The following is a 26740-nucleotide window of genomic DNA, read 5'->3' on the forward strand; positions in this document are numbered from 1 at the left end:
GCGCCATTCGACCGCTGCGAAAAATTTGAGTTAATCTGGAACTGAAGTCCTTGTTTTCACCACATTTCTGTTCTGGTTCAGAACCGAACATCGTTTCATCCTGTATGTGTTGCCAGGGGTGGCAGGGGGTAACGGGCGATGATGCTTCAGTTCGAAAGAGTGGTGGCAACGGGGACCGCAGCGCTCGATTCAGGTATCGGCGATACGGCTTTAAAAACGTTTAACGGGGAAACGTATCTTTACAGCACGAGCGGACCCGGGGGAGGGCTCGTGTCTTGGCACCTTGTGGAGGGGGCTGGCCCACAAGAACAGGACCAACAATATTTCGATGCCTCGATTGCCCATCAGGTCGGGCGCAGCGGAACCCCGATTCATCTGGCGGGCAATAATCAACTGGTCCTCGACGTCGATACTGCCACAGGGCTTGTGGGTTATGAACTAAACGCGGATGGCACTATCGGTGCCTTGCAAGAAACCAATGCCTTGATGGGCGGCGGGGATATCGCTGCAGCGGTTCAGGTGACGATTGGGGCTGGCGACTTGCTTGCGCTTGCGCATGAGGACACAGGCCAGATCGGCACCTACAGTATTAATGGTGATGGATCGCTGAGCCCGGCGCATAGCATCAACGCGTCTGCCAGTACGCTTCAGACCCTGCAATCGGGGTCGAATCATTTCATTGTCGGCGCAGATGCAACCAGTGGAACAATCTCGTCATATTCGATCGATCAAGGCAGTGGCGTGCTCTCTGAGGTTGCCGGTAATGACGATATCCAAACGCTGGGCATCAGTTCTCCTACGGCGGTTGAGACAATTCAAGCCTATGGAAAGTCATGGATTGTTGTGGCCGGATCGCAAAGCGATTCGCTAAGCGTTATGGAATTGGACGCCAGCGGGCAGTTAAAGCCGACGGATCATATTCTGGATACCCTGCATACCCGGTTTGGGGCCGTACAGGATCTTTCAATTCTTGAAGTTAATGGTCGGGTTTTCGTGGTGGCTGGGGGCGGGGATGATGGGATCACGCTGTTTACAATGACGCCGGACGGGCAGCTCATCCATATGGATAGTTTTGCTGATACCCTGGACAGTGGACTGCAAAATGTCCAAACGATCAGCGTTGCGCATATGGGGGATGAGCTGCAGATATTTGTATCATCTCAACAGGATGCAGGGCTCACTCAGCTGAGCGTATCGATTGCCGACCCTGGAATTGTTGTCGAAGGCTTTGGTACAGTAACCGGTACCGCGCAGGACGACATGCTAAAAGGCGGTGTACTGGACACTATTCTGGACGGCGGAGCAGGGGACGATATGCTGATTACGGGCACTAGTTCCACGACCATGACGGGTGGTGCTGGCGCGGACATCTTTGTGATCCGTCAAACAAGTGGCCCGACTGTGATCACGGACTTTCAGGCCGGCACCGATCGTTTGGATCTGACCGATTATCCTTTTCTGCGCACCCCAGCGCAGTTGGATTTCACTTCCACCGCTCAAGGCGCCCAAATCGCTTATCGCGACGAAACGATAGAACTTGTTTCAGCTAATGGCACGTCCCTGACAACTGAGCAGGTATTCGGCGCTGGATTTGGTGGTCCTGATCATATTCCTGTCAATCTGGGTAGCGGGCCGGATAACAACTCATCAGACGGGGTAGCTGGTGGGTTCACGCTGAATTCGACGACTCCAAACGCAGCGTTGGGAAATGCTGAAATCCGGTTCACCCCAGACGGAGGGTCTGCAATTGTTGCTCAGGCAAATGCACAAGGTGAATTTGATCTGGATCTACCAGACGGCGCGTTTCCCGGCCAATTGGACATCATTAAATCGTATTCAACGGCAAGCAGCGAGATAACAGCGCTGGACTCATTGCAGGTTTTGCGCATGTCGGTTGGACTTGATCCGACATGGGGTCCGGCAACGGCCGAAAATTACATCGCGGCCGATATCACCCGGGATGGATCGGTAAACGCGTTGGATGCACTGGCAATTCTTCAGGTTGCGGTTGGCCAGCCTTCTGCGCACAACGCTGAGTGGGTTTTTCTGGATGCAAATGCGGATCTATCCGGAATTTCACGCAGCAACGTCACCTACGAAACCGGAGCAGAGGTCACAATTGTTGATAGTGATCTGTCGGTCGACATGACCTCAATACTGCTTGGCAATATCGAGGCAGTTTGAATGAGACTGCGTGACCGGTGCTATTCTCGAAACGCTCGGTAGAAGTAATCTGCCAATGGTTTGACCAGGTAAGAAAGCGGAGTGCGTTCATCAGTTTTGATCATGGCTTCGACAGGCATACCCGGCAACAGTTCCTGGCCATTCAAACGGTCCAGTTGTCCTTCGTCAGGCACAACTTCAGCACGGTAGAAGGTAAAGCCGCTTGTCTCATCTGTGAATGAATCTGCTGAGACATTGATCACACGGCCATTCAGCTCGGGCGTGTCGCGTTGATTGAATGCGGGAAAGCGCAGGGCGACTTCCTGTCCGCGATGTAACTGATCCACATGCAACGCATCCACCCGTGCTGCGACCAACAAGGGCGTATCCTGCGGCACTACATACATCATCGGCTCACCCGGCTGGATCACAGACTGGATGGCAAAAACCTGACTGTCGTAAACTGTGCCAGCGACGGGTGCACGGATGTCTAGACGCGACAAACGCTCGGAAAGGGAAAGACGACGTTCTGCCAGTTCTACAACGCGAGACTGCACATCCCGAAGCTCGGTGATGGCTTCTTCGCGCCGCGTGGCCTGCAATTCAACAATTTGAATCTCGGTCGTGGCGATCTGGCCTGTCAGTCGCGCAACTGTGGATTCGAGGCTGCCGATTTGCCCTGTTAGATTTGCCTCTTCCCGCTGCAATGCAGAAACGCGGCTGGCCTGTGTCAGGCCGCGATCAAGCAAACCTTGCTGATCTTCGAGCTCCGTTCTGATCAATTCGACCTGAGTATTCAGTGACGCCAATTGCGCCTGCGTCCCCTCAATCTCGTTCTGGATCTGTATCTTCTGTTTCCCAAGCTGGTCGATCTGCTGGGTCAGCGTTTCCAACCTGGCGTTGAACAGACGTTGTTGGCCTTCCAACAGATCGTCGTCGATCGATTCGCGGGCTTTGAGCTCTTGCAGATTTTGCTTTAACGTATCTGCGTTCGCACCATCCCGTTCAGCCTCTAGCCGGGTCTTTCGGGCAAGTAACTCAAATAGCTGAGATTCCACGATCGTTTGCTCCGAGGCCAAAAACGTATCGTCAAGCCGCAGCATCATGTCCCCACGCGCCACTGCGTCACCGTCACGTACGAATATCTCGCCTACAACGCCACCATCGGGGTGTTCGATGACCTGACGATTGCTCTGAACTTCGATCACACCTTGCGAGATAATAGCACCGGCCAGCTCAGTGCGGACGCTCCATAATCCCAGTCCCAGGATCAAAACTGCCAGAGCCAAAAGGCCGACAAAAGCGGGCGCTTTAATACTCCAAACGGGACGTGAACTCTTGTCTGCCATTATTCACCCACCTTGTTCAGGTGCCTTTTGATAACGTTGGCATTTTGGACCATCGTGTTCAAAACTTCATCGCGCCCACCGGATTTGACGATCTGGCCCTTCTCGACAACGACAAGATCGTCGCATTCCGAGATCGCCTGAGGCCGGTGCGTCATGATGATCGTGGATTTGCCCGCGCTCTTGAGCTCGCGGACCGCGTTGTTCAGGGCGAGGGTTCCGTCTGCATCCAGGGCCGAGTTTGGCTCATCCAGAATCAACAATACCGGATTGCCATATAGAGCGCGCGCCAATGCAATCCGCTGTTTCTGCCCACCGGAAAGCTGGCTGTCATTGCCCTCAAGGAAGGTGTCGTATCCTTTCTCAAGCCCCAGAATCAGCTCATGTGCATTGGCTGTTTTCGCCGCTGCAACAACCGCTTCGGGATCAGGGGTTTGTGACATCCGGGCGATGTTTTCAGCAACCGTTCCGTTGAACAGCGTCACTTGCTGGGGCAAATAGCCAATATGTTGCCCAAGATCATCAGGGTCGTATTGATCAAGTGTAGCGCCGGCCAAACGAATTTCCCCTGCCGCCGGTTGCCAAAGGCCCAACAACGCTTTGGCTAGGGTCGTTTTGCCAGACCCACTTTTACCAATCACACCCAGAGCTGTGCCGGGGCGCAACTCAAGTGCCGCATTCCGTAGTGTCGGTGTCTTCGCGCCCGGAGGGATCACCGTCAGGCCCTTTGCGACAAGATGTGCTTTGGGAACGGGCAGTTTGGTGCGCGACGCCTCGGGCGGCGTTGAATCAAGAAATGTGTTCAGGTTAATCCATGCCGTGCGCGCGCGTTCGATCATCGACCATTGACCCACCGCCATTTCGACCGGAGCCAAAGCGCGACCTAGAAGGATCGTGCCAGCAATCATAGCACCGGGCGTCATTTCGTTGCGCAGAACCAGCAACGCGCCAAGCGCCAGCATGGCGGATTGCAAAAACAGCCGCAGAGACTTAGTCAACGAAGTAAAGCTGCCGGTCCAGTCGCTTGCGGATATGGATTGAGAAAGCGCCTCGGTGCGTTGGTTCAACCAGCGTTTTGAGACATCTTCCTGCATGCCCTGAGATCTGACGACCTCGGCAGCTTGTCTGGCGTGTTCAGAAAATGCATTTGCTTTGGCAGAGGCGATTTGAGCATCTGCCACTTTGCGATGGGTCAACGCTTGGTTCAGTAGGGCGATAACAACCAGAAGCGTTCCGCCTGCGACGGCCAACCAGCCTAGCAACGGGTGGAACAGGAAAATTGCAGCCACAAAGATTGGAGTCCAAGGGATGTCCATTACCGCCAACAAAACGGGCGAGGCACATAATGCACGGATCGATTCTAGATCACGCAATGCAGTCGCAGGTGCTGATCGAACCTGTGGGAACAATGCGCGTCGCATGGTCCCTTCAAACACGCGTTCATCGAGTGCTGATTGAAATCGCGCTCCGAACCGAGCCACAATTCGGCCGCGCGCATAGTCCAACATCGCCATCAGCGCATAAAGCAGCGCGACAAGCAAAAAAAGCGCTGATAAAGTCTCGACCGAGCGCGACCCAAGGACCCGATCATACACTTGCAGCATGAACAGCGGTCCGGTCAGCATAAGCAGATTGACAAAAACGCTGAAAATGAAGGCAAGCGCCAGGAAACTGTTCCCCTGATTACGCACCTTTCGCAGCTCATGGCGCTGAGGCGGGGTGTTGCGGTTTTTCAAGCTCACGCGTTTTGGCCCTTGATTGCTCACAATTGGAACTCGTCAACAGCCAATCTTCCTGTACCCGAAGGCGGCCTGACATTTCCCGCAACTATATCTGCCTACCTGCACCGGAACAACGCGCGTTTCATGCGCCGCCAGTTGTTTAGGCGGTGTTCGTACCGATGAATTGATTGGAATGGCAGGAAAGTGCCGATATTTTTGCCTTGCGGGTCCAATTCTCAGCGCATTCATCCAGCGCTTAGGACACCGTCAAACCATTCAGAGTTTTGGTCCCGCGTAAGCGGTCATACGAGCGACAGCCGTTCCTAAGTACCATCCGCCAGATGTTCCGGCCCTGCTCGGCAAAGCCGGTCACGATTTCATTTAAGCACGAACAATATTTTGCTCAGAGGTACGGTATTTACCGCGGGTGTCGATGAGGAGCTTCGCGTGTTTTTTGATCAACTCATAATCAAAGGCATCGTGATTGGTCGCCAGAATAACTGCATCCTGCTCCGACAGAACCTCAGGGGTAAGGGTCTCAGATGACAATTCGAAGAAGTGTTCCCGCATCGTGGGAAACTCGGGCACATGGGGGTCCGAGTAGCTGAGGTCTCCGCCATTGTCTCGGATCAGCTCCATCAAGCTGACAGAAGGGCTCTCACGCATGTCGTCGACATTTTTTTTGTACGCGATGCCCAAAACCATAATTTTACTGCCACGAATCGCTTTGCTGCGATCATTCAGCGCATTGGCGAGTTTGCCAAACACATATTCCGGCATCGCCGTGTTCACTTCACCGGCCAATTCGATGAAGCGTGTGTTGATGCCGTATTCACGTGCTTTCCAGGTCAGGTAAAATGGATCGATAGGGATGCAGTGCCCTCCAAGTCCCGGACCCGGATAGTAAGGCGTGAACCCAAAGGGTTTGGTCGCGGCCGCGTCGATGACCTCAAAAATATCGATTCCCATGCGGTCAGCAACGATTTTCATCTCGTTCACGAGGCCAATGTTTACCGCCCGGTGGATATTTTCCAGAAGCTTTGTCATCTCGGCAGTTTCAGTCGAGCTGACTGGTACGAGTTTATCAATTGCGTGTTCATAAAGCGCGATACCCGCTTTCAGGCAGGCGCCTGTATGCCCGCCGACAACCTTTGGGATGGTATTGGTGGTAAAATCCGGGTTGGCTGGGTCTTCCCGTTCAGGTGAGTAGACCGCAAAAATATCCTCGCCGACCTTGAGGCCGTTCTTCTCAAGCCGAGGCAAAACTTCTTCTTTGGTTGTGCCTGGATAAGTTGTGCTTTCCAGCGCAATAACCTGACCCGGACGCAAATGATCTGCTATCTGATCGCACGTGTCGGTGACAAAGCTCAGATCTGGCTCGCGATATTTGTTGAGTGGCGTTGGCACGCAAAGCATAATGCCATCCGCCTCAGCGATACGCGAAAAATCCGTGGTAGCCTCGAACCCATTTTCCCGTGCCGCTGTGATGCGGGCATCGTCGATATGCTCAATCGAACTGTGACCCGAGTTTAAGTCCTGCACCTTTGTGGCATCCAGGTCGAAGCCAATGACCCGGTATCCAATTTCGGTATATCTGAGGGCCAGGGGCTGTCCGACATATCCCAGTCCAACAATCCCGATCACAGCCTGCTTCGCATTAAGTTTGTGTAGCAGGTTGTCCAGTGATGTCTGTGTCATGACAAAATCGCTCATTATCTAAGTCTGCGCAGGAAAGTCAGAGGGGGCCCGAATACGAAGTCGCGTCTCTACTAGTTGCTTTGGTGGAAAAGGCAATGGGTATTTGCTTTGCAAACAGTTTTGGCCATTGTAACTTCGTCAAGTTCGGAAGCCATTGACTTGCAGCTTTCACTTTTTTCCCGATTGGAAAATTGAACTGAAATCATGATTGAGTTCATCGGCTGGCTGACGCGCAGATAGCACGCCTAGACCCTTCATCCCGAAGTCGCCTAGAAAGCCCCGGTTCGACGATAGGTGTGTACTGAGAGAAATAGTCTTTTTCATTCACAATGATATGCGCTGACGTGCCGCTCCTGCCGATTATGGTCCGTGCAAGACCCCGGTCAAATATGACAAGCGTCGGTACAGACGGCAAAACCGCATCGAGATCATATCCGATAGGCTCAAGGGTCTAATGCGCGTTGCGACGCGCTTTGACCGCTGTCTGTCACTCAGCCATCGCTCTCGCGGAAACCGCCATCCATCGGTTGGAAGGCCTGACGATGGGGGCAGTTCGCTGCAATCGCCTTTGGTGCGTAAAGTGACTTGGACTGTGCAATTCAATACAATAGGCTTTTAGGATCCTACCCCCAAGTTCGACATGTTTGATGCAAAGATCTTCACTGTCATACCCTTGTTGTGAAAAGCATCCAGAACACGCGTCGATCCACAAACCTGAGAGGTGCCTTATGTCCTATTCCAATCGTAGTTTGATTTCGCGCCGTCAGTTTCTTGCCACTACGACCGCCAGCGCAGCTGCCATCACCTTGCATCCCTTTTCGGCGGCGGCGGCCAACAATCAGGCGCATCTGAGGATCATGGAAACCACTGACATCCATGTTCACGTGTTCCCATACGATTACTATGCGGACAAACCGCGCGATACTGTCGGACTGTCGCGGACCGCTTCGATCATCAATGAGATTCGTTCCGAGGCGACAAATTCGCTGCTCGTCGATAATGGAGATTTTCTGCAAGGCAATCCGATGGGCGATTACATCGCCTATGAGCGTGGCATGAAAGAAGGCGACAGCCATCCGATCATCACTGCCTTCAATACTGTTGGTTATGACGCTGCCACTTTGGGCAATCACGAGTTCAACTATGGTCTAGATTTCCTTGAAAAGGCGCTTGCTGGTGCAGAATTCCCCGTGGTTCTGGCCAATGTTGCAAAAGAGACTGGGGCGTCCCCCCGCGATGATACGACTCTGGTGAAGCCCTATGCCATCCTTGAGCGTGAGATTGAAATGGGGGATGGCAGCAAGCATCCGATCAAGGTTGGTGTCATCGGATTTACTCCGCCTCAGATCATGAACTGGGATCGCAAGCATCTGGAAGGCAACGTGCAGGCGCGTGACATAGTCGAAACGGCGCAGGCTTATGTCCCCGAGATGCAAGAGCAGGGTTGCGACCTGATCATCGCCTTGTCGCATTCCGGCATTGGGGATGCGGATCACGCTGATGGAATGGAAAATGCTTCAGTCGTTTTGGCAGGGGTCGATGGCATCGACGCGCTGGTGACCGGGCACAATCACCTCGTATTCCCGTCCGCTACCTTTGCTGATCGTCCCGGCATTGATGTCGACAAGGGGACCTTGATGGGCAAACCGGCGGTGATGGGCGGATTTTGGGGGTCACATCTTGGCCTGCTGGATCTGCTGCTTGAGCGCGACGGAAACGAATGGCGGGTTGTGACGACAACGTCTGAGGCGCGCCCGATTTCAAAGCGCAACGAAGATCGTTCGATCGCGGCACTTGTTGGCGACTATCAGAAGGTGCTGGACTCGGTGGCGAAAGATCATGACGAAACACTGGCCTATGTACGCCGCGCGGTCGGCAAGACTTCGGCCCCGCTTCACAGCTACTTCGCGTTGGTTGCGGATGATCCATCGGTGCAAATCGTCTCGATTGCGCAGAAATGGTACGTCGAAGAGATGATGAAGGGCACCGAACATGAAGGTCTGCCCATTCTATCGGCTGCAGCGCCGTTCAAGGCAGGGGGTCGCGGCGGCCCGGACTATTACACAGATGTTCCGGTGGGCGATGTTGCGATCAAAAACGTGGCTGATCTTTACCTGTATCCCAATACCGTGCGCGCGGTGCGGGTGAACGGTGCACAGGTTCGGGGTTGGTTGGAACGCTCGGCGGGTATGTTCAACCAGATCGAGGCGGGATCAGAGGATGCGATTTTGCTAAACCCGGACTTCCCGTCTTACAATTTCGACGTGATGGACGGTGTGACCTACCAGATCGACTTATCGCAACCGTCGCGCTTTGGACCCAAGGGGGAAGAGATCAACCCGGATGCAGCCCGTATCGTAGATTTGGCCTTCAACGGTGAGGCGGTCACGGATGACATGGAGTTCATCATTGCCACCAACAACTATCGTGCTTCGGGCGGCGGCTCTTTCCCGGGCGCAATGGGTGATACCGTCGTGTTCGAAGCCCCTGACACCAACCGCGACGTGATCGTGCGGTATATCGTCGAGCAAGGAACAATCGATCCCAAGGCCGATGCAAACTGGTCGTTCGCGCCGCTTTCTGACACTACCGTGTTGTTTGAAACTGGTCCAAAGGCGCGCGACTACATGGGCGAAGTCAAAGGCGTCACCATCGAGGATGCCGGTGAAGGCGCTGATGGGTTTGCGGCATTCCGCATCAGGCTCTAGCAAGGGTAAGGTCCAAATTACAGTGTGAGCGGCCGTCTTAGATCATTCATCTGACGGCCGTTCGAAGGTGCTATGTTGCTGGGCCCCGTTCAGTCTTCGTCTTGAAGCGGAAGCCTATCGCGCACGAGATTTGCCCAGTATTCCGCGCCGATCGGCAGTAACGCATCGTTGAAGTCGTAGTCATTCGAATGCAGCGGTTGCCCATTGGGGCCAGTTTCACCGTTGCCCAGCAGAATAAAGCAGCCGGGTACGGCTTCGCAGAAATGCGCGAAATCTTCTGAAAAACTCATCGGCTGACGATCGGGGAGGGTGTCCAGTCCGGATTGCTGCGCAACGCGGATGGCAGCTTCGGTCGGGATCGGTGCGTTGATCGTTTCGATGAACTCAGTTTTGAGATCCACTTGGACCTCAACGCCATGGGCGGATGCGATGCCATGCGCAATCCTGCGCATGTGTTCTTCGATCTTGTTTCGATCTTCGGGGCTGCGTGCCCGCGCATCACCCTTTAGCGTCGCGGTTCCTGGCAGGATGTTGCGCTGCCCATCGGTCAGAAATTCGGTCACCGACACAACCGCACCGGCGCCCGGGGCCAGCTTGCGCGCAACAATTGTCTGAAGCGCCAGAACGATCTCGGACCCGATCGTCAGCGCGTCACGCCCCGCCTGTGGCATGGACGCATGACCCCCTTGCCCCTTGATCTTAATTTCGAACAGGCTTTCCGAGGAACAGATCTGCCCAGTTCGGGTCGACATCTGTCCGGCGGGCGCCCCGGGCAGGTTATGTATGGCGTAGACTTCTTCGATTGGAAATCGCGTCAGGACATCTTCGTCCAGCATCGCTTTGGCCCCCAGGCCAAGCTCTTCATTCGGTTGAAACAGGAACACCACCGTGCCGCTGAAACCGGGATCCGAGGACAAAGTCTTTGCTGCGCCCAACAGCATCGTCATGTGACCATCATGGCCACAGGCGTGCATAATGCCGGTATTTTGTGACACGTAATCATGATCGCTGGCTTCCTGAATGGGTAGCGCGTCCATATCTGCGCGTAATCCGATCGCGCGGTTGCCTTGACCGGCCCTGAGGATACCCACCACGCCCACGCCTTCATGAACTTCAAGCCCGTATTGACGTAGCAGCGCCGCAACTTTGGCTTTGGTTTTCGTTTCATTGAAGCCCAATTCGGGGTGTCTGTGGAATGACCGCCTAAGTTGGCGAAGTTCGGGTTGGTTCAATTCCATGGCGGTTAATGTTCCCAGATTATAGGTGCTATCCGAGCGGGGCGAACTCGGACTCTAGCCCTGATTGGTAGAGTACGATGGCAGACGGGTCCACCGGCACGGCATCTCTCAATCGTTCTGTCCCGACCAGCCCCGCCTGAATGAAGTCGGCGCTGCGCCGTATCGTTTCTTGAACCGAACTGTCAGTTGGGTCGCGCTGCCAAAACCCGTGGCGGCCGCAATTTCAGCAACGGTCATTTCTGTTTCGCTTAGCAACGCGTAGGCGCGCGCCACACGCAACTCGATGTAGAATTGTACCGGGGAAACCTCGACATACTTTTGAAACAGCCGCTCCAACTGTCGGCGAGAAATCTGAACGATCTTGGCGATCTCAGAGATATCCAGAGGCTCTTCCAGATTCTCATGCATGATCTGGATGGCGTTGATCAGGTATTGGTTCCGACTGCCCAACGCGACAGAAAACGCGGATTTCTGGAGCGTTTTTTGATTGTTGGATCGTGAGTGGATGCACATGTCCGAGACGATGATGGCCAGATCCTTTCCGAAGTCGGTTTCAATCATGTCCAGTACCATGTCGGTTGCCGCGTTACCTCCACCGCAGGTCATCAGATCATTGTCAATCTCATACAGGTTAGCCGATGGTGTCAGGTGTTCGAAGTGTTCAACAAAGGCGGGTTGGTTTTCCCAATGCAGTGTGAACCTCTTGCCGGTCAGCATGCCTGCCTTGGCCAGCGTAAATGCGCCGGTACAAATTCCACCAAGCTTGCAGCCAAACGCTTTCTGACGGCTGATCCACGAAAGGATCGTTGAATTAATGCTTTCCGATGGTTCGATCCCTGAACACACAAACAATCTGGATGATCGCGGCAAATTATGCAGAGCCAAGTCAGCTGCTATTTCGACTCCATTGGAGCATCGAACAGGGTTCCCATCCTCAGAGATCAGAAACCACTTGTAGAGCTCTTTGTTGGTGACCTGATTGGCGATCCTCAGCGGTTCAACCGCTGCGCTAAAGGCAAGCATGGTGAGTTTCGGCAGCAACAGAAAATAGATCTCGTTGGATGATCCGTCATAATCGATGTCGAACGTCGCGGCCCCTTTCGGAACGAAATTCCTAGGTTTCATGCTCTCTTTTCCCAGTGCGGACCTGGATGGATAACCGGCCCGTACAATATCGTATCGATCGAAACACCAGCGTATCAACTTCGCAGATCACAAGCGAGTGGTCCTACGACAACAATTGGCCAGCGAGTAGCTGCGAGCTTGTCTGTAAGACGGCAATTGAGGATGTGGCCGGGTCATTAATTGAACCGGTGGCAAAGCATTGTTAACTGGACTAACAATCGTATCTGTCGTCAACCTCATGAATGGTGAATGCCAAAAGTTCAGGCCCAGTGTGGTATCAACCGCATTCGACTGCGCCGTCGATTCACACGATCAAGCTAAACAGCCTGAGTTTTGCCTGCAAATCGCCGATTTCGTACACTTTCAGGCGATGCATCATAGTGATCCCGGAACGCACGCACCAATGCACTTGTGGAAGAAAAGCCCGTAGCGGTCGCCACTTCAAGATAGGTCATCTCGGTAAATTGAAGCAGGCCATAGGCCCGTTCTAGGCGAAGTTCCCGATACGTTGTCAGCAGTTTTACACCCGTTCTGTCCAGAAACCGCCGCTGTAACTGGCGCGTTGATGTACCAAGCGCCATCGCAAGTTCCGGTATCCTAAGCGGATCCTCTAGATTGTTCTGCATCTTTTCAACAACCTGTCGCACCATCGGGTCGGCTTTTGAACGTCTGATCAATCGAGATGCCAGTTGGCTTGCGCATGTAGTTTGCCTGTCGGCCAACCCGATATAGCTGCGTACTGACTCGGCAAGATGCTCGCCGTGATCAAAGGCAACAAAATCGGACAACAAACGCAACGTGCCCAATCTGGTTGATGCGCTATGGGTGCGGCTATCTGAGGACCAGTATGTACCCGAACCGACGTCGATCAGTCCAACCTCTTGCGCTGCGGCAGAAAAGTTGGGGTGAACCGATGCAATCCGCTTGGTTGCGCGACTAGTCTGGGCGAGAAGAAACACTGCACCGCCAACGAGAATTGATCGGTAGGACAGATTCAATACTTGGGCGATCCAGGTTTTGTCCGACGGTGTAAGAGGCCAGCTTTTATAGATATCCCCCCAGAAAATCGCGGTTCGCCCGGCCCAGTGCAAGGGTCCGCCCGCAGCACCGTCGGCAATGGGGCGGATATTTGTAATGTATGTATGGCCTTCGTTCAGTTCATTCAGGGCACGATAGAAATCAACCAGCATATCTGCCGATGCTTCCGCTCCGCCCTCGCAAAGAATGATCTCGATCTGATGGTCTCGTTTGGGTCGTGCCAACGTGGTTTCGGTCAAATGCGCATGGTCATTTACAGGGACATAATGCTTCATTTCTCCTCCACCTTCTTTAGCGCTTCGGCCGCGAGCAATCGTTCCCGAACTTGGATTGAAACCCCCGCCAGTTGGCGGGGGTTTATTGATTGAGGTTTATTCAGCTGCGTCCATGTATTCGGTCATTGGCGGGCATGTGCAGATGAGGTTTCTGTCGCCGTATGCGTTGTCGACGCGGTTGACGGGGGACCAGTATTTGTCGACGCCCATGGAGCCCGGGGGGAAGCAGGCCTGTTCACGGGTGTAGGGACGGTCCCAGTCGCCGACCAGATCGCGCACCGTGTGGGGAGCGTTTTTCAGCGGGTTGTTTTCCGCGTCGATCTTGCCGTCGATGATGTCCTGTGCCTCGGAGCGGATGGACAGCATGGCGTCGCAGAAGCGGTCCAGCTCATCCATGGGTTCCGATTCCGTGGGCTCGACCATCAGGGTGCCGGCCACCGGCCAGGACATGGTGGGCGCGTGGAAGCCGCTGTCCACCAGACGTTTGGCAATGTCATCGACGCTGACATGGGCCGCCTCGTCCAGCGGGCGGGTGTCGAGGATGCATTCATGCGCCACGCGACCCGTTTCCGAGGTGTAGAGGATCGGGTAGGCATCCTTGAGCCGCGCCGCGATGTAGTTGGCGTTCAGGATCGCCACCTTGGTCGCCTGCGTCAGACCCGCGCCGCCCATAAGCAGCACATAGGCCCAGCTAACCGGCAGGATGGACGGAGACCCAAAGGGCGCCGCCGAGACCGGACCCACGGCAGTGCCGTATTCCGGGTGGCCGGGCAGATGCTCGGTCAGATGCGCCTTGACGCCGATCGGACCCATGCCGGGGCCGCCGCCGCCATGGGGGATGCAGAAGGTCTTGTGCAGGTTCAGGTGGCTGACGTCACCGCCGATGTCTCCGGGACGCGACAGGCCGACCATGGCGTTCATGTTGGCGCCGTCGATATAGACCTGACCGCCGTGATCATGGGTGATCTGGCAGACCTCCTGCACGGTGGTCTCGAACACGCCATGGGTCGAGGGGTAGGTGATCATGCAGGCGGCCAGATGATCGGAGTGCTTTTCAGCCTTGGCGCGGAAGTCATTCAGATCAATGTTGCCATTCTCATCCGCCTGCACCGGCACAACCTGCCAGCCCACCATCTGCGCCGAGGCCGGGTTGGTCCCATGCGCCGAGGTCGGGATCAGGCAGACATTGCGCTGCCCTTCGCCCCGGGCGAAGTGATAGTTGCGGATGGTCAAGAGGCCTGCGTACTCACCCTGCGCGCCCGAGTTGGGCTGCTGGCTGATCGCGTCATAGCCGGTGATCTGGCACAGCTTGTCGTTCAGATCATCGATCATCTCATGATAGCCCTGCGCCTGATCTTCGGGGCAGAACGGGTGCAGGTTGCCGAACTCGGGCCAGGTGACCGGGATCATCTCGATCGTGGCGTTCAGCTTCATGGTGCACGAGCCCAGCGGGATCATCGCCCGGTCCAGCGCCAGGTCGCGGTCGGCCAGACGGCGCATGTAGCGCGTGATCTCGGCCTCGGCCCGGTTCTTGTGGAAGATCGGGTGGGTCAGGTACTCGCTTTCGCGCAGCGCGTAATCCGGCAGGCGATAGGCCACGTTCGAGCTGTCATCCTTGCGGTCGATGCCAAAGGCCCCCCAGACCGCCTCGATGGTCTCGGGGCGGGTCTGTTCGTCCAGGCTGATGCCCACTTTCGTGTCGCCGACCTTACGCAGGTTGACGCCCCGGGCCACAGCGGCCTCCATGACCGTTTTCTGCAGATGGCCAACCTCAACCGTGATCGTGTCGAAGAACACTTCCGGCTCCACAGCAAAGCCTGCCTCTTCCAGACCGGCAGCCATACGCGAGGTCTTGCGGTGCACCGATTGCGCGATGGCCTTGATGCCGTCGGGGCCGTGATACACGGCATACATCGAGGCAATCACCGCCAGCAGCGCCTGCGCGGTGCAGACATTCGAGTTGGCTTTCTCACGCCGGATGTGCTGTTCGCGGGTCTGCAGCGCCAGGCGGTAAGCCTTGTTGCCCCGGCTGTCGATGCTGACACCGATGATCCGGCCCGGCATCGAGCGCTTCAGCTTGTCGGTGGTCGCCATATACGCGGCGTGCGGGCCACCATAGCCCATCGGCACACCAAAGCGCTGGGTCGAGCCGATGGCGATATCCGCGCCCATCTCGCCGGGCGACTTCAGCAGCGCCAGCGACAGGATATCGGCGGCGACGATGGCAATCGCCTTGTGTTCATGCAGCGCCGCGATTTCCTTGGTGAAGTCGCGCACATGGCCGTGCGTGCCCGGATACTGGAAGATGGCGCCAAAGACCGCGCCCGCATCCAGCGTGTCCGGATCGGCCACCTGCACCTCGATACCCAGAGGCTCGGCGCGCGTTTTAATCACCGCGATGGTCTGCGGGTGGCAGTTCTTGTCGACAAAGAAGGCTGCATTGTTGGCCTTGGACCGGCCACCGCGCTTGGCCATCGCCATGGCTTCCGCCGCAGCAGTCGCTTCGTCCAGCAAGGACGCGTTGGCCACGTCCAGCCCGGTCAGGTCGCTGACCATGGTCTGGAAGTTCAAGAGCGCCTCAAGTCGGCCCTGGCTGATCTCGGGCTGATAAGGCGTGTAAGCCGTGTACCAGGCCGGGTTCTCCAGAATGTTGCGCAGGATCGGCGCCGGCGTGGTGGTGCCATAATAGCCCTGACCGATCAGCGAGGTCAGAACCTTGTTCTTGCTCGCCACTTCTTTCATGTGAAAGAGCGCATCGCGCTCGGTCATCGCCGAACCCCAGTCCAGCGGCTCTTTCTGCCGGATCGCCGGCGGGACGGTGGCGTCGATCAGCTCGTCCAGCGTCTTGAAGCCGATCACCTTGAGCATGTCGCGCATCTCGGTCGGGCTGGGCCCGATATGGCGGCGGTTGGCGAAGTCATAGGCTTCGTAATCGGTCAGTTTGAAGGCCATGTGTGCGCTCCTCAAGGATAGGTCAGGCCCGGCGGAGACGGCAGGAGCCTCCGGCGGAAGTATTTGGAAACAGATGAAGGGGCGGGGCCGCGCACGGACCCGCCGCCTGAGTTAACCGATGAAGGCCTTGTAGCCGGCCTCGTCCATCAGGTCTTCGAGCTGCGAGGCGTCCGCGATCTTGATCTTGTAGATCCAGGCCTCGCCTTCGGGGTCTTCGTTCAGCGCGCCGGGATTGTCGGCCAGCGCCTCGTTCACCTCGGTGATCTCGCCGTCGACCGGTGCGTAAAGCTCGGACGCCGCCTTGACGGATTCAATCACGCCGATCTCGCCGCCTTTTTCGAACTCGTCGCCTGCTTCCTGCTGTTCCACGAACACCACGTCACCCAATTGCTCGGCGGCGTGTTTGGTGATGCCCAGCGTGGCGGTGTCGCCGTCAACGCTCAGCCATTCATGCTCTTCGGAATAATAGGTTGCCATGTCTCTCTCTCCTGACTTCAACGCTTGTAATTCTGTTTGACGAAGGGCAGCGCCACGATCTCAGCCGGTTGCGGCTTGCCCCGGATGATCAGGTTCACCTTCTCGCCCGGCTCGCCATGGCCTTTGCTCACATAGCCCATCGCCACCGGTCCACCCACCGTGGGGCCAAACACGCCCGAGGTGATCTGACCGATGCTGTTGCCCTCAAGGCACTGCACTTCCACGCCCTGACGCGCTGGCGCACGGCCTTCGGGCTTGATGCCCACCAGCTTGCGCGCGGGACCTTCGGCCAGTTCCTTTTGCACGCGGGCCGCGCCCGGGAAACCGCCCTCTTCCTTGCGGCGCTTTTGCATCGCCCAGCCCAGCGAGGCCTCGACCGGCGAGGTGCTCTGGTCGATGTCATTGCCATAAAGGCACAGACCTGCCTCCAGCCGCAGGCTGTCGCGCGCGCCCAGACCGGCCGGCTCGCAATCCTCATGCGCCAGAAACGCCTTGGTGATCTCGATCGCCTTGTCCTCGGGGATCGAGATCTCGTAGCCATCCTCGCCGGTATAGCCCAGCCGCGAGATACGGCACTCAACACCGTTGATATCGGCAACCGTGGTTTCCATGAACTTTAGATCACGCGCGGCGGGGCACAGTTCGCCCACAACGTTTTCCGCCGCAGGGCCCTGAACCGCCACCAGCGCGCGGTCGAAAATCTCGATCACTTCAACGCCTTCAAGGTGCTCACGCATATGCGGAATGTCCTGATGCCGCAGCGCCGCGTTCACCACCACAATGTAATGATCGCCCGCATTCGACACGATCAGGTCATCCATGATCCCGCCTTCGGCATTGGTGAAAAACCCGTACCGCGCCTTGCCTTCCTTCAGCGTCGCATAGGCCTGCGGGCAAAGCGCTTCCAGCTTCTCACCCACATTCTCGCCCCGCAAAATCACCTGACCCATATGGCTCACATCAAACACCGCCGCCTTCTCACGGCACTGCTTATGCTCCCCCATAATCCCCAAAGGATACTGAACAGGCATCTCCCAACCCGCAAAATCAACCAACTTACCTCCCAACTCAACATGCAAAGCGTGCAAGGGAGTGCGTTTTAAGGATGAAGTCATGGTGGCCACCTGCTTTGTATCAGTTACCCAGAAACGTTCCTGTCAGTCTGACCCAAGCTGCACAGATTGCAACGATTCAGCCCAGGATTTCAGCAGATCGCCTCGATCACGGCAGAACAGTATACGGGTGCATGCATCAATAATGTTCCTATAGGAAACTTTTTTCCGTTAGGCAACACTCCTTGTTCGGAGTCAGTAAAACTGTGCCGAGCACCCGCCCATAGCTGGTGGACATCCCCGATAGTAACTTGGTTTCGCGTGGAAAATCATGAAATGGTCTTCAACTTACCTTCATTCCTCAAGGGAATGAACTGCGCGATCAAGCACCCTGAGACCCGCAACCAAATCCTCTTCGGCTGTGTCTTCGGCAAAATCGTGGCTGATTCCGTCAATCGACGGGACAAAGAGCATCGCAACCGGCATCAGGCGCGAGACATTGGTGGCATCGTGGAGCGCTCCGGATGGCATATTGCGCCAACGCCCAGGCGCAATGGCCTGCGCGCCGCTTTCCAGCGCACCGCGCAAAACCGGCTCCATGCTGACGGGCTCTAACCCCAGCATCGGGCCGTAGGTTAGTGTTACGCCCTGCTCTTCGGCAATCTGCTGTGCGGTCGCGCGAATGATGTCTTCCATACGCACCAGACGCTCAGGATCGCCGTCGCGCCATTGCATCGAAAACCGCACCCGTCCCGGCACGATAGAGGACGCATTGGGGTGAACATCAACACGCCCGATGGTCCAGACGGTTTGCGGCGTGACCACATTACGGAACCGGTCGTTGAGACGCGCGTTAAACAGCGACAGGGCCTGAAACGCATCACGTCGCAAATGCATTGGCGTGGTTCCGGCGTGGTTTTGCTGGCCTTGGAAGGTGATGGCCATATCGCGGATGCCGACGATATCGGTGACAACGCCGATCTGTTCACCGGCTGCATCCAGTGCCGGGCCCTGTTCGATGTGCATTTCGATGAAACCGCTGAACCGAGCAGGATCAACAAAGCCTTGCGACTTCTTTGCCATTTCAGCCCGCGCGCTGCCAAAGGTGACGCCTGAGCCATCAGTCAGCACGTCCGCCTGTTCCAAAGATAATCCACCTGACCAGACCGCCGATCCGGTGGTGACGCCGAACCGCCCCTCTTCGTCCTGAAAACTGACGACCGAGATGGGTCGATCACTAGAACGCGCGATTTCCAGTGCCGCAATAACGCCCAGGGCTCCGTCCAGCCAACCGCCCTCGGGCTGGCTGTCGGAATGCGAGCCCATCAGCAGCGAGGGTCCATCAGCCAACCCGAACAGGTTTCCAACCGGGTCGACATGCGGAGTCAGGCCAGCCTCGGTCATGCGCCCGACGAGCCACTGGCGCGCGGCGATATCAGCTTTGGAATAGGCGGGGCGGACGACGCCCTTGCCGACGCCCGAAGCCCCGAATGAACGCAGCGTGTGTAGATCGGTCAGAAACCGTGTGTGATCGACAGCCATGGGTCCTCCTTGTCGGGGTGACCATAGCGGTAAACTTCGCCTGATATAGGAGTTTTTTCGGGCCCGCGTGAAAGCTCTCTGGTCCCGGCCCCGAACCTGCCCTAAGACGTCAACGCAAGAGGGATCATCATGTCACATATCACATTAGTGCGCCACGGGCAGGCCAACACAACCGCACGGGATGAGCTGAGCTATGACCGGCTGAGCGAACTGGGTCACCAACAGGCCCGTTGGCTGGGCGCGCATTTGCGCGATACCCGCCTGCATTACCCTCGGGTTTATTGCGGCACACTCAACCGGCACGTGGAAACTGCGGCTAGCATGGGGCTGCCGCAGCCAACTCGGGATGCGCGGCTGAATGAGATCGAGTATTTCACCCTCGCCCAGTTATTCCAACAGCAGCACGGGGTTGAAATACCAACCGACCGCGAAGGCTTTGTCGAGCACTTGCCCCGCACCTTTGCCGCCTGGTCCCGGGGCGAGATCGAAGATACGCCGGAAACCTTTGAAGAGTTCGAGACTCGCGTTCGCGACGCTCTGCGTGAGATAGGCACCGAAGGCGGTCCGGCAATTGTCGTGACCTCGGGCGGGCTGATCTCGATGGTGGTGCGGCAGGCGATGGGCTTGGATATCCCATCGATGGCGCGGGTGGCGCTTGCCATCATGAACACGTCGATGCATCGTCTGCACCCGATTGGCGCGCAGCTAAGTCCGGTTCTGTTCAACGCAGTGCCCCATCTGGAAGCGCCAGACCGTCAGTTCGCGCAGACCCATCTGTAAGGAGGCTACAATGCAACTTTATTATGCCCCCCGCACAATCTCGGTCGCCGTGGCAATTGCGCTGGAAGAGGCCGGGCTTGAGTATGAGGCCATCCAACTGGACTTTGCCGGAGGTGAGCAAACCAAACCCGCCTATAAGCAGATCAATCCAAAAGGTCGGGTCCCGGCACTGGTTGTGGATGGCGGCATTCTGACCGAAACCGGAGCGTTGTTGGAATACATTGCCGCTAAAGCGCCCGAGGCGGGATTGGTGCCATCAGATTCGGTTATGGCGGCGCGGATGCGAGAGGTGATGTTTTATCTCGCCTCGACCATGCATGTGAACCATGCCCACAAGATGCGCGGGCCCCGTTGGGCAGACAAGAAATCCAGCTGGAAAGACATGAAGGACAAAGTCGCGCAAAACATGACTGAGTCCTGCGCATATATCTCGTCGAACGGGTTGCGTGGGCCGTTTGTTTTGGGCGAGGCGTTCTCGCTGGCCGACGCGTACCTGTACGTGGTTTGCAGCTGGCTGGAGGGCGACGGTGTTGACGTCTCGGCCTTTCCAAAGATCATCGCCTTCCGAGAAGCGATGGAGGCGCGTCCCTCGGTACAGGCGGTACGCGCTGCCGGTATGCTCTGACAAAAGGAATTGGAATGACACATCTCTGGGTCCGGGCAGAACAGCGCCCGAACGAGGAACGGGTCGGGCTGACCCCCGAAGGCACTGCCGCGTTGATCGCGGCAGGCATCCGCGTGACGGTCGAGGAAAGTTCCGTCCGCGCCATCGCAATTGATGGCTACAAGGACTCGGGCTGTGAAATCGCGGCTGAGAATTCCTGGCCCAATGCCCCGCTGGACGCGATCATCTTTGGCCTCAAGGAGCTGCCCGAGGACGGCACGCCCCTGCCCCACCGCCATATCATGTTCGGCCATGCCTATAAGGGGCAACATTCAGGACGCGCGCTTTTGCAGCGGTTCAAGGCTGGCGGCGGCACACTTTATGATCTGGAGTATCTGGTCGAGGAAAACGGCCGCCGGGTTGCCGCTTTCGGCTATTGGGCTGGATACGCGGGGGCTGCCGTGACGCTCAAGACATGGGCGGCCCAGCAACGAAATGAAGAATGCCCGCCGGTTGGTGTTTATAAGAACAAAGACACGTTGAATGCCGAATTGCTGGCCGAGCTGGACTCCACCGGCGCCGACCGTCCCCGCGCCATCGTCATCGGTGCGTTGGGCCGTGTTGGCACAGGCGCGGCTGATCTCTGCGAGGCAATGGGCGTCAGCGTTACCAAGTGGGACATGGCCGAAACCGCCCGCGGCGGACCATTCCCAGAAATCCTCGACCACGACCTGTTCTTGAACTGTATCTTCGCTCGTCCCGGCACACCGGTCTTTGTCCCACGGTCAGCGCTGACCACCTCGCGGAACCTTACAGCTATCGGCGATGTGGCCTGCGACCCGGATAGCGATTACAACCCAGTGCCGGTCTATGACCGCGCGACCACATGGGATGCCCCCGCCTTGCGCGTGGCCACCGATCCGGTGATGGATGTTATGGCGATCGACAACCTGCCGTCGATGCTGCCTGTCGAAAGTTCCGAGGACTACGCGGCGCAATTGCTTCCGTCGTTGTTGACCCTCACCGATCTGGATAGCGGCGTCTGGGGCCGGGCAGAAGCAACTTACAAAACTCATATTGAAGGGATCTGAGCGATGACGATTCACTGGTGCGGCACCGGCCTGTCGGCCATCCCCGGCCTGCGCCGTCTTATTGAAGGCGGGCACAAAGTCACTGTCTGGAACCGGACCATTGAGAAGGCCAAGACAGAGGTCGGTGACCTCACCGACGACATCCGCGCCTTCGACATCGATGCATTGGGTGAGGTGCTGGGAAAAGGTGACGTCATCGTATCGATGCTGCCTGGTGACTGGCATGTACCTTTGGCAGAATTGGCAATCTCGAAAGAAGCCAACTTTGTCTCTTCCTCATATATCGCACCTGAGATGCGCGCGCTGGACGGCAAGGCCCGCGAGGCCGGGGTTGCACTGGTTAACGAAGTTGGGTTGGACCCGGGCATCGACCATCTGATGGCGCACGCTCTGGTTGCCGATTACCGCGCCTCGGACGCGTTTGATCCCCAAAACCACCTGAGCTTTATCTCTTATTGCGGAGGCGTTCCCAAGAATCCCAACCCGTTCCGCTACAAATTCAGCTGGTCACCTCTGGGTGTGCTCAAAGCGCTGCGCTCTCCTTCCAAGTCAATCCGGGACTACGCGCCGCTGGATGTCGCCCGACCTTGGGACGCGATCACCAGCTACATCGCACCGCTGCCCACTCCGGAAAGCTTCGAAGTCTACCCGAACCGCGACTCGATCCCCTTCAAGGCTGAGTACCAGTTCGAGGATCACTGGCCGGTCAAGGAATTTGTCCGTGGCACCCTGCGCCTGAACGGCTGGGCTGAGGCGTGGTCGGATGTGTTCACCGAAATCGAAACGCTGTCCGGCCCCGAAGGCGATGCGCGCTTGAAAGAGATGTCGGATCAGTTCTGGGCCGAGAACGCCTATGACGAGGGCGAGCCTGACCGCGTGGTTTTATGTGTGGGCCTGAAGGCGGAAAAGGACGGCGTCGAAGTTTGGCACAAAACCTATGTCATGGATGCCTGGGGCGACGCGCGCGGGACGGCGATGGCGCGGCTGGTTTCGATCCCGGTTTCACTGGCCGTCGAGGCCGTGCTGAACCGCGCTATTCCCGCAGGAGTTCACGCTGCACCCAGCGACCCGAAGCTGGTGCAGGACTGGATGCACGAGATCGACACGCTGGCACAGCACCTGCAGATCGTGGACCACATGGCCTAAATCACAAACAGCCGCTCCGGTATCTTCGGAGCGGCTGTTTTAGATACGACTTAAGTAGCCGTCATCAAATGTATTGCGCAATCACCGCTTCCACATCGCAGCGGTTGATGCCCAGTTCTGATAAATCCGAGTCAGAAAGCCGGTTCAGCTCTTGGGCGGCGCAAACGATATCCGCTCTGATGGCGTGTATTCTCATCGCCCGGTCAAACAGCATCAATGCGCTTTTTGAAGGGGTTTGTTTCGGGGTTGGGTTGGCATCCAGCATACTCGTTACCTCAGCAAAATTTAAAATGGACTGATATCCGTTCAGCGCCGGAAAGGCTTAAACGCCGTTCAGATAGGGTATGTTCTGATAGACGTTCCGATATACGCGCCGCCTGATCTCACCACGCGGAATGCCGATATCAAAAAGCTGACGATCGCTGAGTTCTTCAAGCGCCCGGATCGTGTTCTTGTAGACCTTGCGGCGCTGCCATCCTGACTTTGGCACTGTTTGGTTCACAAGTTGGCCAAAAAGCAGATCCCGATGATCTGCTCCGGTTGCATTGACATGTGCCATGACGGTTCCTCCTAGATTCATCGCTGTGTTTGATGAACCTGATCAAAGAACTCGACATTAACCCCGACGGAAGGCCGCATTAATTTTGCTTCATACGCTAGGATAAGCTGACCCGTCGCCAGATCACCGACTACATCAGATCGTTTTCAACGTCCTCGGCTGAAATTCCCAGCGCATCCAAACCGTTTTCCAGATGGTCCGACAAATGCGGTGTTCCGATCAGATAATCCGCGCAAGGCGTCGAGGCTTCGGACTTAGCCGTCGCAATCGCTTCGGCCAAATCCTCGGCAAAAAAGCTTTCTCGACCGATCCACATGACGGCCACCAGCTCTGCTTGCTCATCCTCACCCATACGGTCGATGAATGCGCGCAATTCGCCCTCGGCCCGGTCCAGTTCACGCCCCATCATGGCGACCTGGGCGATCTTTCTTGCCGAGATTTCCAACATCTGTCTCAACTCCTCGTGTTCGCGGTCCAGGCATTTCTGCACGATCCCACAGGTGACCGTCTTTGATCTTGCGCAAAGCGGAGGGCTTTAGTGCCGCGACCGGGATACAGGCTGATCGGGAACCGGCGCGGTACGAAACGGGCTGAACCGCGCCCGTTTGAACCACAGCTTCACCGCCTGCCAGTGGATCAGAAACACCGCCCGGCGCGCGCCGAACGGACGCCGCCAGAGAGACTTTAGAATGATCCGGTTGCTGTACGGCTGGCGCGGACCGGTCAGCGTGGCAATCAAACCGCCTCGGGCACGCCCATAATCGATCCAGACACCAACACGTTCGTCCTGATAATCAAAGCGGAAGGTATAGGTGCCCTCGATCTTCTGAAACGGAGAGACATGCATCAGCTTGTCCGCAAGTATCCGATCGGTAGGTGCAATCGGTGAAAGATCGGGTTTGTGGCACAAGTAGCTATGGCGTGTGCCATAAGTGTTGGTCACCTCGGCCACCACAGCATAAAGCTGGTGATCTTTATCAAAACAGAACCAGAAACTGACCGGATTGAACACATGCCCTAACACACGGGGTTGTGTCAGCAAGGTCATCCTGTCCGGTTGTGGAATATCTTGCGCCTCAAAGCATTCACGCAGCCAGATCGCCCCGCGACCCTGACCAGGTTCACCCCCATGATCGCAATCTCGCCAGCTTGTCAGGTTCGCGCCATTGATCGAAAACAGGTATGGGGTCTTGGGGTGGGCCTCGGGGTCTAGCAAGATGTAATCGACGGAATAGCGAAACGCATTCTCGACCGCACCTTTGCGCCCGTGAAAGGTATGGCCCGCGATATAATCAATTCTGTTCATGAAACAGATTTTCCGTCCTGCCCGCAAATCATTCAATTGACATGCATTTCCGCATATCTGATATCTCACAATACGATATTCAGCCGGTTTTGGATGAAATTTATCCAACCGACTGATCCACCTTGGGTGTCCCCACGTATTGTGGTTATGTTTACCGAGACTGACACCGCGACATTGGACGAACCGGCGGCAGAAGCTGCTGAAAGACTTGTTTGGCGCGGACCTAAGCGTTTTAAGGGCAACTCGGTGAACGGACAGAATAATACTTGTGGCGCCAGAAAGGATTGGGTGGAACACGTCCGTCGAATCCGAGACGCTCAGGATCAGGCGTCCTTCGCCGAACTGTTTCAGCATTTCGCGCCTCGTATCAAGGCGTTCCTGATCAAGTCCGGTTCGGATGCCGCCCTGGCTGAAGAATGCGCGCAGGAGGTCATGGCGACCTTGTGGCACAAGGCGCATCTGTTTGACCCGACAAGGGCAACGGTTGCGACCTGGGTGTTCACGATCGCAAGGAACAAGCGCATTGACGTATTGCGCAAGCAACGCCGCCCCGAACCCGAAGACCTCGGGTGGGGGCCGGAGGCGGAGCCGGAACAGGAAGACGTTCTAGCGCTGCAACAGGAAACCGCGCAGCTGCGTGATGCCATGGCGGCATTACCTGAGGCGCAAAGACAGCTGATCGAGAAGGCCTACTTCGGAGATCTGAGCCATCGAGAAATCGCATCTCAGACCGGGTTGCCCTTGGGAACGATCAAATCACGGATACGGCTGGCGCTGGACCGCTTGCGCCACGCGATGAACTGAGATGACGAGCATGAAAAACGAGATTAAACATCACCTGACAGACGACCTGCTGATGGCCTATGCCGCAGGCAATCTGCCCGAAGCGTTTGACCTGATGGTCGCAACGCATCTGTCTCTGTGCGACCACTGCCGCGCCCGCGCTGAAAGCTTTGACGCAGTTGGCGGATGCGTTTTGCAGGAACAAGATGCGTCAGCAAGCATGAGTGACGGTTCACTAGCGGCAACAATGGCATTGATTGCTCAGGGCGCACCAAAGGTGAAACCCGCGCACCAGCCTTGTGCAGTTCTTCCGACACCGCTGCAGGACTATGTCGGCGGCGACGTGAACGCGATCAAATGGAAGCCCGTCGGCATGGGTGTCAAACAGGCAATTCTGCCCACGACCAGCGAAGCCACCGCCCGGTTGTTGTTTATCCCCGCCGGGGCAGCGGTGCCGGATCACAGCCATAAAGGCATAGAACTGACGATGGTCCTGCAGGGTGCATTCTCTGACGAGATCGACCGCTTCGACCGCGGCGATGTCGAAATCGCTGACCAGTCTATCCATCATACCCCAACGGCAGATATCTCTGAAGATTGCATTTGCCTGGCCGTCACTGATGCTCCACTGAAGTTCAGCAAGCTGATGCCACGCCTGTTCCAGCCATTCCTTCGAATCTGATCCGTCGTGGTAGGGTTGTTTATCGACGCTAACTAAATCGGGGTTTTCAATGTTCTTAAGGATGGCAGTCACAGCGCTTTTGCTGACTTTTGGAGCCAGCGTTTCCGCACAGATGTCCGCAGACGTTAAATTCCAACCGGGCAATTTCGGCACGATGGTGAATGGGACTGTCACCGGCGACGAATATTTCGACTATAAACTCGGAGCCAAGGCTGGGCAGGAGATGTTCGCCGACCTTAAGGTCAGTGACACCAATGGCAACGGCGTGATCTATTTCAACATCTTGCCGCCGGATAGCGACGGCGTCGCAATTTACAACGGCTCAATCGATGGAAATACCGCCCGGATCGAGCTTCCCGATGATGGCGACTACACCATACGTGTTTATCTGATGGGTAACGATCGCGACACAGGCAAGACGGTTGGTTACAATTTGGACCTGTCGATCCAATAA

Annotated in this window: 23 protein-coding genes and 1 pseudogene; 10 read left to right on the forward strand and 14 right to left on the reverse strand. The window is 56.5% G+C overall.

Going from position 1 to position 26740, the window contains the following annotated elements:
* Positions 1–270 precede the first annotated feature (270 nt).
* The gene (locus ACR0NM_RS09825) at positions 271–2184 is read left to right on the forward strand and encodes a M10 family metallopeptidase C-terminal domain-containing protein (protein ID WP_480614402.1); all 1914 of its coding nucleotides are present in this window, start codon (positions 271–273) and stop codon (positions 2182–2184) included.
* Positions 2185–2204: 20 nt separating this feature from the next.
* On the opposite strand, the gene ACR0NM_RS09830 is transcribed toward ACR0NM_RS09825, so the two are convergent.
* From ACR0NM_RS09830 to ACR0NM_RS09840, 3 genes are all read right to left on the reverse strand, one after another.
* Positions 2205–3512 (reverse strand): HlyD family type I secretion periplasmic adaptor subunit, encoded by a 1308-nt coding sequence (locus tag ACR0NM_RS09830; protein ID WP_170394559.1) that lies wholly within the window; start codon positions 3510–3512, stop codon positions 2205–2207.
* Positions 3512–5251: a type I secretion system permease/ATPase gene (locus ACR0NM_RS09835; RefSeq protein ID WP_170394562.1), complete on the reverse strand. Its 1740-nt coding sequence runs from the start codon at positions 5249–5251 to the stop codon at positions 3512–3514. Before ACR0NM_RS09835 ends, ACR0NM_RS09830 begins: the two co-directional genes overlap by 1 nt.
* A 360-nt stretch (positions 5252–5611) precedes the next feature.
* The gene (locus ACR0NM_RS09840; RefSeq protein WP_170561491.1) at positions 5612–6928 is read right to left on the reverse strand and encodes a nucleotide sugar dehydrogenase; all 1317 of its coding nucleotides are present in this window, start codon (positions 6926–6928) and stop codon (positions 5612–5614) included.
* Positions 6929–7301: 373 nt separating this feature from the next.
* Here ACR0NM_RS09840 and ACR0NM_RS09845 point away from each other — a divergent pair.
* Positions 7302–7512, forward strand: a pseudogene (locus ACR0NM_RS09845) (hypothetical protein); the annotation flags it as partial.
* 144 nt (positions 7513–7656) lie between these two features.
* Entirely contained in the window at positions 7657–9636 is a 1980-nt protein-coding gene (locus ACR0NM_RS09850) for a bifunctional 2',3'-cyclic-nucleotide 2'-phosphodiesterase/3'-nucleotidase (protein WP_480614404.1), read from the forward strand.
* Between the two features lie 89 nt (positions 9637–9725).
* Here ACR0NM_RS09850 and ACR0NM_RS09855 read toward each other — a convergent pair whose 3' ends face one another.
* The 7 genes from ACR0NM_RS09855 to ACR0NM_RS09885 form a co-directional block, all read right to left on the reverse strand.
* Entirely contained in the window at positions 9726–10874 is a 1149-nt protein-coding gene (locus ACR0NM_RS09855) for an amidohydrolase (protein ID WP_480614407.1), read from the reverse strand.
* Positions 10875–10982: 108 nt separating this feature from the next.
* Positions 10983–11999: a GlxA family transcriptional regulator gene (locus ACR0NM_RS09860; protein ID WP_170394570.1), complete on the reverse strand. Its 1017-nt coding sequence runs from the start codon at positions 11997–11999 to the stop codon at positions 10983–10985.
* A gap of 317 nt (positions 12000–12316) precedes the next feature.
* Entirely contained in the window at positions 12317–13312 is a 996-nt protein-coding gene (locus ACR0NM_RS09865; protein ID WP_170394573.1) for a helix-turn-helix domain-containing protein, read from the reverse strand.
* Positions 13313–13408: 96 nt separating this feature from the next.
* Positions 13409–16264, reverse strand: coding sequence for an aminomethyl-transferring glycine dehydrogenase (gcvP, locus tag ACR0NM_RS09870; RefSeq protein ID WP_480614409.1), 2856 nt, complete (start codon positions 16262–16264; stop codon positions 13409–13411).
* A 111-nt stretch (positions 16265–16375) separates the two neighbouring features.
* Complete coding sequence (gene gcvH / locus ACR0NM_RS09875) at positions 16376–16741, reverse strand: glycine cleavage system protein GcvH (protein ID WP_170393732.1); 366 nt, start codon at positions 16739–16741, stop codon at positions 16376–16378.
* Between the two features lie 17 nt (positions 16742–16758).
* Positions 16759–17856, reverse strand: coding sequence for a glycine cleavage system aminomethyltransferase GcvT (gene gcvT / locus ACR0NM_RS09880; protein ID WP_480614412.1), 1098 nt, complete (start codon positions 17854–17856; stop codon positions 16759–16761).
* A gap of 291 nt (positions 17857–18147) precedes the next feature.
* Positions 18148–19335 carry a Zn-dependent hydrolase gene (locus tag ACR0NM_RS09885; protein WP_480614414.1) on the reverse strand — a complete coding sequence of 396 codons (1188 nt, stop codon included), beginning with the start codon at positions 19333–19335 and terminating at the stop codon, positions 18148–18150.
* A gap of 129 nt (positions 19336–19464) precedes the next feature.
* Between ACR0NM_RS09885 and ACR0NM_RS09890 the strand changes: the two genes are divergently transcribed.
* The 4 genes from ACR0NM_RS09890 to ACR0NM_RS09905 are packed head-to-tail and all read left to right on the forward strand — an operon-like array spanning position 19465 to position 22956.
* Positions 19465–20115 (forward strand): histidine phosphatase family protein, encoded by a 651-nt coding sequence (locus ACR0NM_RS09890; protein ID WP_170514965.1) that lies wholly within the window; start codon positions 19465–19467, stop codon positions 20113–20115.
* A 10-nt stretch (positions 20116–20125) separates the two neighbouring features.
* Positions 20126–20740 carry a glutathione S-transferase family protein gene (locus ACR0NM_RS09895; RefSeq protein ID WP_170426208.1) on the forward strand — a complete coding sequence of 205 codons (615 nt, stop codon included), beginning with the start codon at positions 20126–20128 and terminating at the stop codon, positions 20738–20740.
* 14 nt (positions 20741–20754) lie between these two features.
* The gene (locus ACR0NM_RS09900) at positions 20755–21810 is read left to right on the forward strand and encodes a saccharopine dehydrogenase (protein WP_170626795.1); all 1056 of its coding nucleotides are present in this window, start codon (positions 20755–20757) and stop codon (positions 21808–21810) included.
* Positions 21811–21813: 3 nt separating this feature from the next.
* Entirely contained in the window at positions 21814–22956 is a 1143-nt protein-coding gene (locus ACR0NM_RS09905) for a saccharopine dehydrogenase family protein (protein ID WP_480614417.1), read from the forward strand.
* A gap of 64 nt (positions 22957–23020) precedes the next feature.
* Here the strand turns inward: ACR0NM_RS09905 and ACR0NM_RS09910 are convergent, their stop codons facing one another.
* From ACR0NM_RS09910 to ACR0NM_RS09925, 4 genes are all read right to left on the reverse strand, one after another.
* Positions 23021–23221: a DUF1127 domain-containing protein gene (locus ACR0NM_RS09910; protein WP_480614420.1), complete on the reverse strand. Its 201-nt coding sequence runs from the start codon at positions 23219–23221 to the stop codon at positions 23021–23023.
* A gap of 57 nt (positions 23222–23278) precedes the next feature.
* Positions 23279–23515 carry a DUF1127 domain-containing protein gene (locus ACR0NM_RS09915; RefSeq protein WP_170394595.1) on the reverse strand — a complete coding sequence of 79 codons (237 nt, stop codon included), beginning with the start codon at positions 23513–23515 and terminating at the stop codon, positions 23279–23281.
* A gap of 130 nt (positions 23516–23645) precedes the next feature.
* Positions 23646–23963: a DUF3775 domain-containing protein gene (locus ACR0NM_RS09920; RefSeq protein WP_170408475.1), complete on the reverse strand. Its 318-nt coding sequence runs from the start codon at positions 23961–23963 to the stop codon at positions 23646–23648.
* A gap of 87 nt (positions 23964–24050) precedes the next feature.
* Positions 24051–24821, reverse strand: a complete 771-nt coding sequence (locus ACR0NM_RS09925) for a DUF1365 domain-containing protein (RefSeq protein ID WP_480614422.1) — start codon at positions 24819–24821, stop codon at positions 24051–24053.
* Positions 24822–24968: 147 nt separating this feature from the next.
* Between ACR0NM_RS09925 and ACR0NM_RS09930 the strand changes: the two genes are divergently transcribed.
* From ACR0NM_RS09930 to ACR0NM_RS09940, 3 genes are read left to right on the forward strand one after another with little or no spacing between them, the layout of a single operon-like run.
* Complete coding sequence (locus tag ACR0NM_RS09930; protein WP_480614635.1) at positions 24969–25625, forward strand: sigma-70 family RNA polymerase sigma factor; 657 nt, start codon at positions 24969–24971, stop codon at positions 25623–25625.
* Positions 25626–25635: 10 nt separating this feature from the next.
* Positions 25636–26286, forward strand: a complete 651-nt coding sequence (locus ACR0NM_RS09935; protein ID WP_480614425.1) for a ChrR family anti-sigma-E factor — start codon at positions 25636–25638, stop codon at positions 26284–26286.
* 49 nt (positions 26287–26335) lie between these two features.
* Positions 26336–26740 carry a hypothetical protein gene (locus ACR0NM_RS09940; RefSeq protein WP_480436536.1) on the forward strand — a complete coding sequence of 135 codons (405 nt, stop codon included), beginning with the start codon at positions 26336–26338 and terminating at the stop codon, positions 26738–26740.

The organism is Ruegeria sp. AF2 (assembly GCF_056542025.1).